Origin of the sequence: Bradyrhizobium sp. NAS96.2 (assembly GCF_001908235.1) — a bacterium.
Lineage (GTDB): Bacteria > Pseudomonadota > Alphaproteobacteria > Rhizobiales > Xanthobacteraceae > Bradyrhizobium.
The window spans coordinates 21,356-33,899 of record NZ_LGHK01000166.1 but is presented as its reverse complement, the minus strand read 5'-3'; the positions used below and the strand labels follow the sequence as shown (position 1 = coordinate 33,899).

At 64.3% G+C, this 12,544-nt stretch carries 13 protein-coding genes and 1 riboswitch; of the genes, 3 read left to right on the top strand and 10 right to left on the bottom strand.

Going from position 1 to position 12,544, the window contains the following annotated elements:
- Window positions 1-208 precede the first annotated feature (208 nt).
- Window positions 209-604 (bottom strand): hypothetical protein, encoded by a 396-nt coding sequence (locus AC628_RS30550; RefSeq protein ID WP_074130502.1) that lies wholly within the window; start codon window positions 602-604, stop codon window positions 209-211.
- Between the two features lie 236 nt (window positions 605-840).
- On the opposite strand from AC628_RS30550, the gene AC628_RS30545 reads away from it, so the two are divergent.
- A complete protein-coding gene (locus tag AC628_RS30545) occupies window positions 841-2,511 on the top strand; it encodes a flavin-containing monooxygenase (protein WP_074130501.1) in 1,671 nt (556 codons plus the stop codon).
- Between the two features lie 134 nt (window positions 2,512-2,645).
- On the opposite strand, the gene AC628_RS30540 is transcribed toward AC628_RS30545, so the two are convergent.
- The 7 genes from AC628_RS30540 to AC628_RS30510 form a co-directional block, all read right to left on the bottom strand.
- On the bottom strand, window positions 2,646-3,305 hold the full coding sequence (locus AC628_RS30540; RefSeq protein WP_074130500.1) for a hypothetical protein: 660 nt from the start codon (window positions 3,303-3,305) through the stop codon (window positions 2,646-2,648).
- Window positions 3,306-3,597: 292 nt separating this feature from the next.
- On the bottom strand, window positions 3,598-5,496 hold the full coding sequence (gene thiC / locus AC628_RS30535; RefSeq protein WP_074130499.1) for a phosphomethylpyrimidine synthase ThiC: 1,899 nt from the start codon (window positions 5,494-5,496) through the stop codon (window positions 3,598-3,600).
- 141 nt (window positions 5,497-5,637) lie between these two features.
- Entirely contained in the window at window positions 5,638-6,246 is a 609-nt protein-coding gene (locus tag AC628_RS30530) for a thiamine phosphate synthase (protein ID WP_074130498.1), read from the bottom strand.
- Window positions 6,233-7,015, bottom strand: coding sequence for a thiazole synthase (locus AC628_RS30525; protein ID WP_074130497.1), 783 nt, complete (start codon window positions 7,013-7,015; stop codon window positions 6,233-6,235). Before AC628_RS30525 ends, AC628_RS30530 begins: the two co-directional genes overlap by 14 nt.
- Window positions 7,016-7,189: 174 nt before the next feature.
- Window positions 7,190-7,387, bottom strand: coding sequence for a sulfur carrier protein ThiS (thiS, locus tag AC628_RS30520; RefSeq protein WP_074130496.1), 198 nt, complete (start codon window positions 7,385-7,387; stop codon window positions 7,190-7,192).
- 7 nt (window positions 7,388-7,394) lie between these two features.
- Window positions 7,395-8,408 (bottom strand): FAD-dependent oxidoreductase, encoded by a 1,014-nt coding sequence (locus AC628_RS30515; protein ID WP_074130495.1) that lies wholly within the window; start codon window positions 8,406-8,408, stop codon window positions 7,395-7,397.
- Window positions 8,396-8,537, bottom strand: a riboswitch (TPP riboswitch). Its footprint overlaps the gene before it by 13 nt.
- A 73-nt stretch (window positions 8,538-8,610) precedes the next feature.
- Window positions 8,611-9,138 (bottom strand): lytic transglycosylase domain-containing protein, encoded by a 528-nt coding sequence (locus tag AC628_RS30510; protein ID WP_074130505.1) that lies wholly within the window; start codon window positions 9,136-9,138, stop codon window positions 8,611-8,613.
- Between the two features lie 383 nt (window positions 9,139-9,521).
- On the opposite strand from AC628_RS30510, the gene AC628_RS30505 reads away from it, so the two are divergent.
- Entirely contained in the window at window positions 9,522-9,716 is a 195-nt protein-coding gene (locus AC628_RS30505; RefSeq protein WP_050403193.1) for a hypothetical protein, read from the top strand.
- Between the two features lie 45 nt (window positions 9,717-9,761).
- Here AC628_RS30505 and AC628_RS30500 read toward each other — a convergent pair whose 3' ends face one another.
- Both AC628_RS30500 and AC628_RS30495 read right to left on the bottom strand, forming a co-directional pair.
- Window positions 9,762-11,117 carry an ATP-binding protein gene (locus AC628_RS30500; protein WP_074130494.1) on the bottom strand — a complete coding sequence of 452 codons (1,356 nt, stop codon included), beginning with the start codon at window positions 11,115-11,117 and terminating at the stop codon, window positions 9,762-9,764.
- Window positions 11,118-11,119: 2 nt separating this feature from the next.
- Window positions 11,120-11,857 (bottom strand): response regulator, encoded by a 738-nt coding sequence (locus AC628_RS30495; RefSeq protein WP_021079973.1) that lies wholly within the window; start codon window positions 11,855-11,857, stop codon window positions 11,120-11,122.
- A gap of 284 nt (window positions 11,858-12,141) precedes the next feature.
- On the opposite strand from AC628_RS30495, the gene AC628_RS30490 reads away from it, so the two are divergent.
- Entirely contained in the window at window positions 12,142-12,519 is a 378-nt protein-coding gene (locus tag AC628_RS30490) for a PRC-barrel domain-containing protein (protein WP_074130493.1), read from the top strand.
- The last annotated feature ends 25 nt before the right edge of the window (window positions 12,520-12,544 follow it).

The following is a 12,544-nucleotide window of genomic DNA, read 5'->3' as shown; positions in this document are numbered from 1 at the left end:
TGCCGTGCCCATCGCGCCCCCTTTGCTCCGGGGCACCAAAAACACGACACTTCACGAGCTACAAACAGGCGACAGATCACGAGCTACTGACACGTCCGACACGACGCCTTGACACGTCGGGCAAATCAGGGGTACATTTCCAATATTCCGAAATCGTGTGAGCATCCCGTCGCCCGCCAGGCTGGCGCACGTGGCGTCCCAATACGCGCTAGCGTACCGGCTCCTTGACCTCTTCCTCGGCCGCGACCGCTTGCGTCGGCCCCGTCGAACGCACCATCAAGAACGTTCCCGAGAACCGTGTGCCGCGGATGCTCCAGCGTCCGTCGATCTCGGTCGCGTCGGCATTGACCGTGCCTTCATAGTGGACCGTGTCATAGCCGTAACCAGCCGGCTCGTAGCGCTTGACGAGCGAGACCGCGCTGCCGGAGCGGTGACCGGCAAGCGAAGCATTGTGGGTGCTGAGCGGGCAGCCCGGCATCACGCAAGGCTCGGTCACGCTGCCGCCCAGCGCGCCGCCGGCGTCGATCAGCGTCGCCAGGAACGTGACCATGCCGCTCGGCTGCACATAGCTGCCGTCCCAGACGCCGGTGAGATTGTCGGTCATGGTGGTCTCATGTCGATGGGAGCTGCGTAGCCCGCATGAGCGTAGCGATATGCGGGATGGATACAAACCCCGGATGTCGCTTTCGCTCATCCGGGCTACGCTCTTCGGCCGCAACGGTCGATGTGGTGCAGGCAGCGCCTCAACGCAAGTCGCGCGCGCCGCGGCGCGGTTGCCTGATCAGGCAAAAGGGTCTGTAATCCAGCCCAACAGATCAAGAGGAATTTTGGGAGCTGACAATGACGGGAGAGGCGAAGACCCATTACGAGGTGATCGTGGTCGGCGCCGGCGTCGCCGGCATCTACCAGATCAAGCGGCTCGCCGATCTCGGCATCGATGCCACCGTGCTGGAAGCCGCGCCCGATCTCGGCGGCACCTGGTACTGGAACCGCTATCCCGGCTGCCGCTTCGACTCCGAAAGCTACACCTACGGGTTCTCGTTTTCGCGCGAGCTGCTCGACGAGTGGCACTGGAAGGAGCGCTTCTCCGGCCAGCCCGAGAACCTGCGATACCTCAACTACGTCGCCGACAAGTTCGACCTGCGCAGGCACATGCAGTTCAATTGCAAGGTCGAGGCCATGCAGTTCGACGAGACCCGCGACATCTGGCAGCTCAGGATCAGTGACGGCGGCGCGCTGACCTGCCGCTTCGTGGTGCTGGGGATCGGCCTACTGTCGGCGCCGACCATGCCGCGCGTGCCCGGGATCGACGACTTCAAAGGCCGCTCATTCCATACCTATTACTGGCCGCACGAGCCGGTCGATCTCGCCGGCAAAAAAGTCGCCGTGATCGGCACCGGCGCCACCGGCATCCAGCTGATCGGCGAGATCGCCGACAAGGTCGGCGAGCTCACGGTGTTCCAGCGCCGGCCGAACTGGAGCGCGCCGCTCAACAACAGCGAGATATCGGACGCCGAGATGGCCGACATCCGCGCCCGCTATGACGAGATCTTCGCCGCCTGCGCGCTGACACCCGGCAGCTTCGTCCATGGCCCCGACAAGCGCGGCTTCTACGAGGTGAGCCGCGAGGAGCGGCTGGCACTGTGGGACAAGCTGTACGACGAGCCCGGCTTCGGCATCTGGCTCGCGAATTTCCGCGAGATTTTCATGGATGAAGCCGCCAACGCGGAGCTGTCAGAATATATTGCAGGTCGCATCCGCGAGCGCGTGAATGATCCGAAGGTCGCCGAAAAGCTGATCCCGCGAGATCATGGCTTTGGCGTGCAACGCCTGCCGCTGGAGACGCGATACTTCGAGGCCTACAACCGCGACAACGTCCATCTCGTCGATCTCTCCGAGACGCCGCTGGTGCGCGTCACCGAGACAGGCCTGCGCACATCAGCGCGCGATTACGACTTCGACATCATCGTCTACGCCACCGGCTTCGACGCCATCACCGGCGCCTACGATTTGATCGACATCAGGGGCATCGGCGGCGAACGCCTCGCCGACAAATGGAAGCAGGCGCCGTCGACCTTTCTCGGCATGCTCGTGCACGGCTTCCCGAATTTGCTGATGCCGACCGGCCCGCAAAGCGCATCCGCCTCGACGAACTTCCCGCGCGGCATCGAGAACGGCGTCAATTGGTGCACCAATCTCCTGCAATACATGTGGGACCGCGGCCTGACCCGCGCCGACGCAACGCTCGAAGCGCAGGAACGCTGGACCGCGCATGTCGTCAAGATGTACGAGATCATGCTGATGCGCAAAGCCAAGGGCTGGTTCACCGGCTACAACTCCAACGTCCCCGGCCACGAGGAGGGCACGGTGCGGTACTTCGTCTACAATGGCGGCACGCCGAAGTTCTTGGGGATCATCAACGGGGTGGCGGAGAAGGGGTATCGGGAGATTGCGTTCGGGGCGGGGGCGGGCGGCGACGTGCAACTGGCGGCGCTTGGGGCGTCGGCATAGGCTTGGTAGCCCGCATGAGCGCAGCGACATGCGGGACGATACAATCCCGGATATCGCTCCGCTCATCCGGGCTACGCTTGCTTGCTTCTTGTCGCCGATCGTGGGTTACACCTTCGGCTAACTCACCATGCGGGCTAATGGCTTTTCGAGCTATTGAGCAGCTCAAGCAGGCCGAGGTCGTCGCTACCGCCGCACTGCTCGGTATATACCAATATCAGTTCTTCCGTTTCGGCGCGGATGCTGTGCTTCTCGACGATGTCGTCGACAAAGCCGCCAGTATGGACTTCATGCCCCATGTCCCACAAACGCAATAAACGCGTGTAGTAGGGCACGAACTCGACATCGAGCAGCGCAAGATGGGTTGCCACCGGCTCGCCGAATTGGGTTTCGTCGTGCTCCCATAGGCTACCCGTCGAGCGGCGGTTGGTCTCCGCCAGTTGCAGTGTCTGCTCAAGACGAACGAGCCAGTCCTTCACGCGCTGACGCAGATGTGGAACGGCGCTGGCCCTAGTCCAGAACGTTGGACAAAACACTTCCCAGGGATTGCGTGGACCCGAGGGATACCATTGTTCGTTGGGATCAAACCCGCCTTGCCCCGGCGGCACGCCTTCTGCTTCGAGGTCGATGAGAAAGTAATAGATGTCCGAATTGTCGAGGCTTTGCTCGATTTTGGTCAGTGCCGTATCGAGATCGTCGAAGGTATTGGCGATTTCTCGATCAGAGGAGACGTCCTTGCAGGAAACATGCAGGACCAATTGACACTCGCTTTCGTCATGCTCGACCTGGATCGTCACCGCCTTGTCCCTTCTCGCTGCAGGTTGAAGCAAGTCGCCGGCATCGGCCGCGGATTGTGCGGTCGTCCGTTTGTCGGCAGACTCTGCAATATGCGGGACGGACGTTAACTCCGGATGTCGGGCTATGGCGGACAGGTACTCTCCGGATCACGCGTCATCTTAATAAAATTGCTACAGAAAAGCCGGGCTTTCGCCCGGCCTCTCTGTTCTGGATGAATGCCCGGGGGGGCACCTGGCGCTAGGATGCACTTCGCGCTTTTGCCCGGGCATGACGAGCGGTGAGGGCGAACCCTCACAACACCCGATTACTCTCCTTCACCTTGTCCGCATCGAGATACAGGTTCTCGCCCATCTCCTTGAACTTGGCGCTCATCGTCGCCATGCCATCCTCGATGGTGCCTGACATCGACGCGCCAACGCCGGTCGGGTCGTTGAGCGTCGCGGCGTAGTCGCGGACGTCTTGCGTGATCTTCATCGAGCAGAATTTCGGGCCGCACATCGAACAGAAATGCGCGACCTTGTGGGCTTCCTTCGGCAGGGTCTCGTCGTGGAAGTTCTTCGCGGTCTCGGGGTCGAGGCCGAGGTTGAACTGGTCCTGCCAGCGGAAGTCGAAGCGGGCGCGCGACAGAGCATCGTCGCGGAGCTGCGCGGCGGGGTGGCCCTTGGCGAGGTCGGCGGCGTGGGCCGCGATCTTGTAGGTGATGACGCCGACTTTGACGTCGTTACGATCCGGAAGACCCAGATGCTCCTTCGGCGTGACGTAGCACAGCATCGCGCAGCCGAACCAGCCGATCATCGCAGCACCAATGCCCGAGGTGATGTGGTCGTAGCCCGGCGCGATGTCGGTCGTCAGCGGGCCCAACGTATAGAAGGGCGCCTCGCCGCACTCCTTGAGCTGCTTGTCCATGTTGATCTTGATCTTGTGCATCGGCACGTGGCCGGGGCCCTCGATCATGACCTGGCAGCCCTTGTCCCACGCGATCTTGGTCAATTCGCCGAGCGTCTCGAGCTCGGCAAATTGGGCGCGGTCGTTCGCGTCCGCAATTGAGCCGGGGCGCAGGCCGTCGCCGAGCGAGAACGAGACGTCATACTTGCGCATGAGGTCGCAGATCTCGTCGAAATGGGTGTAGAGGAAGCTCTCCTTGTGATGCGCGAGGCACCACTTCGCCATGATCGAGCCGCCGCGCGACACGATGCCGGTGACGCGGTTGGCGGTGAGATGGATGTAGGGCAGCCGCACGCCGGCGTGGATCGTGAAATAGTCGACGCCCTGTTCGCACTGCTCGATCAACGTGTCCTTGTAGAGCTCCCAGGTCAGCTTGACGGGATCGCCGTCGCACTTCTCCAGCGCCTGGTAGATCGGCACGGTGCCGATCGGCACTGGCGAGTTGCGCAAAATCCATTCGCGGGTGGTGTGGATGTTGCGGCCCGTGGAGAGGTCCATCACGGTGTCGGCGCCCCAGCGGATCGCCCACACCATCTTGTCGACCTCTTCCTCGACCGACGAGGTCACCGCCGAGTTGCCGATATTGGCGTTGATCTTGGTCAGGAAGTTGCGGCCGATGATCATCGGCTCGAGCTCGGCATGGTTGATGTTCGAGGGAATGATGGCCCGTCCCCGCGCGATCTCGTCGCGGACGAATTCCGGCGTGATGAAGGCCGGCACCGAGGCGCCGAAGCTCTCGCCGTCGGCAAGGGCTGCCTCCGCGCGCTCGAGCTGCTGCTTGCGGCCGAGATTCTCGCGCTCGGCGACGTAGATCATCTCCTTGGTGATGATGCCGGCGCGGGCGAATTCGAGCTGCGTGATTTTGTGGCCGTCGAGGCCGCGCAGCGGCTTGTGGTGCGCCGTGAACGCCTTGGCGGCGTGGGAAGCGCCGACATTGCCGTTGTCCTCCGGCTTGATGGTGCGGCCCTCATATTCCTCGACGCCGCCGCGCTCCTTGACCCAGGCCAGGCGATTGCGCGGCAGGCCGCTGTTGACGTCGATCGTGACGGCCGGATCGGTGTAGGGACCCGAGGTGTCATAGACCGGCAGGTTCGGCTCGCCGGCGCCTTCCGACAGGATGATCTCGCGCAGCGGCACGCGGAGATCGGGTGCGCTTGCAGGCGTCGCGAAGATCTTGCGCGAGGCGGGCAGCGAACCGGTGGTGACGGCCGGACGGGTGGTGTCGGGGTTGGAGCGGATGTTCATGAGGGATCCTCCGTTGATTTCCTGTCAGCTGTTGTCGTCATTGCGAGGAGCGAAGCGACGAAGCAATCCATGTGTCCGCATACGCGGTGCCAATGGATTGCTTCGCTTCGCTCGCAATGACGGTGGAGAGAGTTGTGCGCATCACGCGGCCTCCGCACGGATGCCGAGCCACTGCCGCACCCGTGCGTCGGGGTCGGCGTTCTGGGTGACGTCACTGACGACGGCGATCGAATCGGCGCCGGCGGCGAAGATCTCGGCGGCGTGCTCGAACTTGATGCCGCCGATCGCGACAAGCGGGATTGCGCCGATCCGCTTCTTCCACTCCGTGATCTTCGGAATGCCCTGCGGCTCGAACCGCATCGACTTCAGCGTGGTGAAGAAGATCGGGCCGAGCGCGATGTAGTCGGGCTTGGCGGCGAGCGCGGTGGCGAGCTCAGTGTCATCATGGGTGGAGACGCCGAGCGTCAGCTTGGCTTTACGGATCTCGGCGAGGTCAGCGTCGGCCAGGTCTTCCTGGCCGAGATGCAGATGCTCGGCGCCGGCGACGATCGCCGCGCGCCAGTAGTCGTTGACGACGAGCTTTGTGGGCGTGCCCTTCGTGACGGCGAGCGCGTCGCTGACGATCTGCAACGCCTCGGCATCGTCGAGCTCCTTGGCGCGCAGCTGGATGGTGCCGACGCCGAGTTTTGTCAGTCGCTCGACCCATTTGACGCTGTCGACGACGGGATAGAACGGATCAGGATACGGCATGCCAGAACGGGGTCCCAACGACAGGGGTGGAGGGGGAGGCGAAGTCGCGGGCTTCCATCAGCCCGGCTTCATAGGCGGTGCGGCCGGCCTCGACGCCGAGGCGGAAGGCATTGGCCATCGCAACCGGATCGGCGGCCTTGGCCACTGCGGTGTTGAGCAGCACGGCGTCATAGCCGAGCTCAAGCGCCTGCGCCGCGTGCGACGGCGCGCCAAGGCCGGCGTCGACCACCAGCGTGATGTCGGGCAGGCGGTCGCGCAAAAGCTTCAGCGCGTCGCGGTTGGTGATGCCCTTTGCGCTTCCGATCGGAGCGGCCCACGGCATCACCACCTTGCAGCCGGCTTCGACGAGGCGCGCGGCGACCGAGAAATCCTCGGTGCAATAGGGGAACACTTCAAAGCCGTCCTTGATCAGGATCGTCGCGGCCTCGACCAGGCCGACCACGTCGGGCTGCAGCGTGTCGTTGTCGGCGATCACCTCGAGCTTGATCCAGGGCGTGCCGAACAATTCACGCGCGAGCTTCGCGGTAGTGACCGCTTCGCGCACGCTGCGACAGCCCGCGGTGTTCGGCAGCACGGTGACGCCGAGCTCGCGGATCAACGACCAGAACGCATCGCCGGTCTTGCCGCCGGCCGCCTCGCGCCGCAGCGACACCGTGACGATGCTGGCGCCGGAGGCGCGGATCGCGTTCTGCATGATCGCAGGCGAGGCATAGAGCGCCGTGCCGATCAGCAGGCGGGAGGGGAAGGATTTGCCGTAGAAGGTGACCATGGTCCGTGGTGTCTCCTCAAACTATGCCGTCGTCCCTGCGAAAGCAGGGACCCATACGCCGCGGCCCTTCAAGAGCGCACGCTCGGAGTCGTTCGTTCCGCCAATTGCCGGTCGTGGTTATGGGTCCCGGCTTTCGCCGGGACGACGTGGGGAGGGAGTGTGCGCTAGCCATCATCACCCTCCCTGCCGCGGCGTGATGATCTCGATCTCGTCGCCGGCCTGAAGCCGCGTCTCGGCCCAGCGGCCCTTCGGCACCACGTCGTAATTCACTGCGATCGCGAAATGGGTGCCCTCGTAGTCGAGCTCGGCCAAGAGCGCGTCGACGCTGGCTGCGTTGATCTCCCGCTGCTCGCCATTGACAATTACACGCATTGGACGATCACGCGCATTGCATCACCTCATTGTCGATTTCGCCGCGCGAAAGATAGGCGAGCGTCAGCTCGGCCAGCGCGGGCGCCAGCAGGAAGCCATGACGGTAGAGTCCGTTCACCGTGATGCGTTCCTGCTCGATCCTGATTTTCGGCAGATTGTCGGGAAATGCCGGGCGCAGGCCGGCACCGAATTCCACGATGCGCGCCTCGCCGAACGCCGGATGCACGACATAGGCGGCGCCCAGCAGCTCCAGCGCCGAGCGCACGCTGACGCCGTTGTCCTCGGCCTCGATCGAGGTCGCGCCGAGCATGAAGCGGCCGTCGCCGCGCGGGATCACGTAAAGCGGCCAGCGCGGATGGATCAGCCGCACCGGACGCAACAGCTCGACCTCCGCGGTCTCGATGACGATCATCTCGCCCTTGACGCCGCGCAGGCTCGGCTCGCGGTCGCGTGCGGCTAGGCCGCGGCAGTCGATCACGAGACCGTCGAGATCATCAGCCTCGGCATCGCTGCCGAACTTGATGGCGCCGCCGGCCTTGGCGATCGCGGCATGCAGCCGCGGCAGCACGCGGCGCGGTTCGACATGGCCCTCGTCGGGATAGAACAGGCCGGCGCCGAAGCGGCCCTCGAGCGCCGGCTCGAGCGCGCGAACGCCCTCGGCATCGAGCCGGCGATGGCCTGACGTGAGGCGGGCAAACCGCTCGAAATCGGCGCGGTCGCGCGGATGCGCCACCACCAGCGAGCCGTTGAACGCCGTGTCCGGAAGATGCTGTCGCCACAGGTCGAGCGAGCGGATGCCAAGGCGCGTGATCACCGGCTCGGCGGCCTCCTCCTCGCACCAGGGCGCCAGCATTCCGCCGGCCCAGTGGCTTGTGGATTCCGTCATCGCGGCGTCACTGCGCTCATGCAGGGTCACGGCACGTCCGGCCTCTGCGAGCAATAGCGCGTGCCAGGCGCCGGTTATGCCTGCGCCGATGATGGTGACGGGGGAATCCCCCCGCGGTCTTGACGTCTGATACATCCCTGTCCCTTCGCCGGCATGACCCGGATCAGGTTCAAAGGGTCACCGCGGTCCCGGACTGTTCGCCTACTGGCCAGTCCAAGCTTGCGGTATCTCAGCTCCTCCTTCGGAGCACCCCTCGGAACGCCCCTAATGTAGGCGGATGGGCGGATGTGTCAACTTGTATGCCAAGTTGTATGCCAGGGTCGGGAACGCGACGCACCTATTTCGAAGCCTGTTCCGGCTGCGGCTCGGCGTTATCGGCCGACATCTGGTCCTGCTTGGCGAGCTCCTTCGGCGGTGCACCCGCGCCGCCATGCATCGCCTCCTTGAGGTGACCGCCGCGCTGCCGCTTTGCGACGTAGTAATACCCGCCTGCGAAATAACGCACGGCTCGGTCGTGATCGCCATTGGCGGCGCGATAGGCGCCGGCGAGGTACTTCACGCCATATTTGAGGTTGGTGCCGGGGTCGCGCAGACCCTCGGCGGTACCGGTGTAGCCGAGGCCGCGCGCGGTGCCGAGCTTGATCTGCATCAGCCCGATGGTGCCGCCGCGCCCGATCAGCTGCGGATGGTACTTGCTCTCGCGCACGATGACGCGATGCACCAGCTCCACCGGCACCAAATTGGCCTGGGCCTCGGCCGCCACCATCGCCTCATATTGCGCGCGCGATTGTGCACTTGCGCTGTCGCAGAACGCCAGCACCGCGATCGCGGCGGCAAGGCAGCTAAGGGTCTGAAGGGTCTTCATCTCGGATTGCTCGGGGTGATCAAACGCGCGTCGGTTCTGCGGTCTCATTGGTACGGCGAGCGGGCAGGAATGTGGCAAAACCTTCGCATCAGCGAACGTTGTGCGTCCGTGATTTTCCGGATGCATGTGACCGGAGGATGCGATTGCAACACGCATGCTTCAAATTGTTCGCATCAATCGTCTCGACTGAAAATTGTCATCGGCTCAAATTTTGGCCGCTCATTTTCTCGATCGATTTTGCCGCGCGCGATCCGCAACAGTTTTTCGTGCAAACGACGGAGCGAAGGTTTACACTTCATCTCACGACAGAGTGGGCGCGTTCAGTCAGCACATCTGTCCGGTCCAAAGCACGCAAAAAAACAACATCACTCGGGAGATGCGCCATGGTCCGTCAGGACACCGGCTACATGCCTCGCGAAAATCCCTGCGCGCAATGCGGCAAGCCGATTGCTCGCCCCGATTGGGTGGAGCACAGCGAGGGGCGCACGTCGTTCCTGTGGAATTGCCGCGCCTGCAATTACCGCTTCGAGGCGATCGCGATTTACGACACGGCGCAGCTCACGCCGCTCGCCGCCTGATGCCGTAGTTTTCGATCAGCGTCATCGCCGATCAGATCAGCCTGATCAGGCCGCGGACTTCCGCGGCAACTGCAGCTGTTGCCGCGCCGGCAATTCGATCCGGACCACGAGCCCGTGCGGCTTGCGATCGTGCAGCGACAGTGTGCCGCCATGCGCGAGCACGATGGCGTTGGCGATCGACAGACCAAGGCCGAAGCCTTCGGCCTCGTCCATGTTGCGCGCCTGGTCGCCGCGCACGAACGGCTCCAGCACGCTCGCCTTGTGCGCGTCCGAAATGCCGGGGCCGTCGTCCTCGATGTCGATGACGAGGCGATCCGGTTTGACCTCGAGGCGAACGGCGACTTCGCCGCCGAAGCGCACGGCATTGTCGACCAGATTGGTGATGCTGCGATGCAGGTCGGCCGGCCGCGCGGTCGCCATCGCGTGCTGCGGACCCTCGTAGCTGACCTTGTGTCCCATGTCGGCGAACTGGTCGGTGACGAGGTGCAGCGTGCTCGCGATGTCGACCAGCGTCATCTCCTCGAGCTTGCGGTCGTTGCGCAGGAACGACAGCACCGACTCCAGCATCGAGCGCATCTGGTCGAGGTCGCGCAGCATGCGATGGCGATGAGTCTCGTCCTCGATGAACTCGGCGCGCAGCCGCATCCGCGTGATCGGCGTGCGCAGGTCGTGGCTGATGGCGGCCAGCATCTTGGTGCGATCGTCGATCAATGCCGTGATGCGCTCGCGCATCCGGTTCAGCGCCTTGGCCAGCGAGCGGATCTCCTCGGGGCCGCGCTCCGGCAGCGGCGCGGCGGCGCCGTTCAGGCTGAAGGTCTCGGCGGCCTTGACGAAGGACGACAGCGGCGCGGTCAGCGCCCATGCGGCCCACAGGCCGAGCAGGGTGACGCTAATGACGGCGAACAGCACCGTCATCATCCAGGGCCCGCCCCAGAACGGCCGCATGTGCTGATCCGGCATCAGGTTGGCGGCGAACATGGCGCCGTCCGGCAAGCGGATCGCGACGCGGCGGATCTCGTTGTCATTCGGTTTGCTGCCGGCCTCGCGGGGCAGGGAGTAGACATGATACCCGGCGCCGAGCCGGCGCAGCGCATGCAGGCTCGGCGGGTCGGTCTCGGTGAGACCGCCGGCATCGGACGTAAAGTCACCGATCGCAAGCTGCGGGAAGGCTCTGATGATGTCGGCCTGCAGCCGCGGCCGCTCCGATGCCGGGGCATGCCCGAGCAATTGCGCGGCGGCGGCGAGCTGGGTGTGCCAGCGATCGGACGGCTCCGGCCTATCCGGGCGATGGATCAGGAAGGTGGCGGTGATGATCAGGTGCAGCGCGACGATCGAGACGACGACCAGCGCCGCCATCTGGGCGCCGATCCCCCGCAGACTCAGCACGCGCAGCAGCTTCATGGTCAGTTGCTCGTGGCGGCAACCGCCTCCACCCTCGGAGTGAACACATAGCCGCCGGAACGCACTGTCTTGATCATGGTGGCTTCCTGCGGATCGGGCTCGATCTTGCGACGGATGCGGCTGACCAGCACGTCGATCGAACGCTCGAACGAGCCGGCGCTGCGGCCCTGCGTCAGGTCGAGCAGGCTGTCGCGCGACAGCACCCGGCCGGGCCGCTCGCAGAAGGTGCGCAGCAGGTCGAACTCGGCGCTGGTCATGGCGACGCGCGCGCCTTCGGGGTTGCGCAGCTCGCGCAGGCGGATGTCGATGCGCCAGCCGAGGAAGGTCAGCGTGGTCGCCCCTTCGATCGCGCTGGCGTTGCGCGCGGCGGCCTGCCGGCGCAGCACGGCATTGATCCGCGCCAACAGCTCGCGCGGGTTGAACGGCTTGGCGAGGTAATCGTCGGCGCCCATCTCGAGACCGAGGATGCGGTCGACGTCCTCGCCGCGCGCGGTCAGCATGATGATCGGCGTCTGCGACTCCGCGCGCACCTTGCGGCACAGGCTGAGACCGTCCTCGCCGGGCAGCATGACGTCGAGCACCAGCAGATCGACGCGGTGGTCGGTCATGGCCTTGGCCATTTCGCGACCGTCGGAGGCGGTCGTGACATGACAGGAATTGGTGCGGAGATATTTGGCGATCAGGGACCGCGTTTCGCGGTCGTCCTCGACGACGAGGATATTGGGCGCAGCCTGGGTCATACCGATCTTTTGTCCGTGATTCGGGGGAAGCGGCTCAGGAATTTTGTTTCAGGGTATTTCTGAAGTCTTGCCCAGCCGATCGAGTTAAACAGGTCCACGGCGGGGAGAAAAGTTAGCGATCTGTCATCAGGCTAATGCCTTGAAATTCGGGCTGAACTTCTTCGGTCGAGGCCCCCGGGTCGGCGAGCGCGGCCGTTGGAAAAGGGAAGGGCAACTGTCATATCCGGCGCCGGAACCCGTTCCCCCGGCGACGCGTTATTTCCTTTTCAGGTCAGGAGGGTGAGATGGCTGTCGAGGTCACGGCAAGGCCGCATCAGCTGATTGCAAGCGACCGGGTCGAGGGGACGGCAGTGCGCCGGGCCAATGGCGACATGATCGGCCATATCGAGCGGCTGATGATCGACAAGATCTCGGGCAAGGTGTCGTACGCGGTGCTGAGCTTCGGGGGCTTCCTCGGGATCGGAACCAATCTGATTCCGCTGCCGTGGGGCCGGCTGCACTACAACCCGAAGTTCGAGGCCTACGAACTCGACATCGAGGATGATGAGCTGAAGCGCGCGCCGTCGTTCCGCGCCGACAAGGATTTCGATTGGGGCGATCGCTCGCAGGAAGTCGAGCTGCATCGCTTCTACGGCGTGCCGCCTTATTGGGGCGGCTTCTGAGGGCGCGGTCAGGTGTGCGCATCAT

Bases quoted from the DNA above. Each gene is read 5' to 3' on its own strand.
- AC628_RS30515 (WP_074130495.1), bottom strand. From the start codon at position 8,408: ATGTATCAGACGTCAAGACCGCGGGGGGATTCCCCCGTCACCATCATC.
- AC628_RS30550 (WP_074130502.1), bottom strand. From the start codon at position 604: ATGACCGACAATCTCACCGGCGTCTGGGACGGCAGCTATGTGCAGCCG.
- AC628_RS30525 (WP_074130497.1), bottom strand. From the start codon at position 7,015: ATGGTCACCTTCTACGGCAAATCCTTCCCCTCCCGCCTGCTGATCGGC.
- AC628_RS30510 (WP_074130505.1), bottom strand. From the start codon at position 9,138: ATGAAGACCCTTCAGACCCTTAGCTGCCTTGCCGCCGCGATCGCGGTG.
- AC628_RS30495 (WP_021079973.1), bottom strand. From the start codon at position 11,857: ATGACCCAGGCTGCGCCCAATATCCTCGTCGTCGAGGACGACCGCGAA.
- AC628_RS30545 (WP_074130501.1), top strand. From the start codon at position 841: ATGACGGGAGAGGCGAAGACCCATTACGAGGTGATCGTGGTCGGCGCC.
- thiS (WP_074130496.1), bottom strand. From the start codon at position 7,387: ATGCGTGTAATTGTCAATGGCGAGCAGCGGGAGATCAACGCAGCCAGC.
- thiC (WP_074130499.1), bottom strand. From the start codon at position 5,496: ATGAACATCCGCTCCAACCCCGACACCACCCGTCCGGCCGTCACCACC.
- AC628_RS30490 (WP_074130493.1), top strand. From the start codon at position 12,142: ATGGCTGTCGAGGTCACGGCAAGGCCGCATCAGCTGATTGCAAGCGAC.
- AC628_RS30505 (WP_050403193.1), top strand. From the start codon at position 9,522: ATGGTCCGTCAGGACACCGGCTACATGCCTCGCGAAAATCCCTGCGCG.
- AC628_RS30500 (WP_074130494.1), bottom strand. From the start codon at position 11,117: ATGAAGCTGCTGCGCGTGCTGAGTCTGCGGGGGATCGGCGCCCAGATG.
- AC628_RS30530 (WP_074130498.1), bottom strand. From the start codon at position 6,246: ATGCCGTATCCTGATCCGTTCTATCCCGTCGTCGACAGCGTCAAATGG.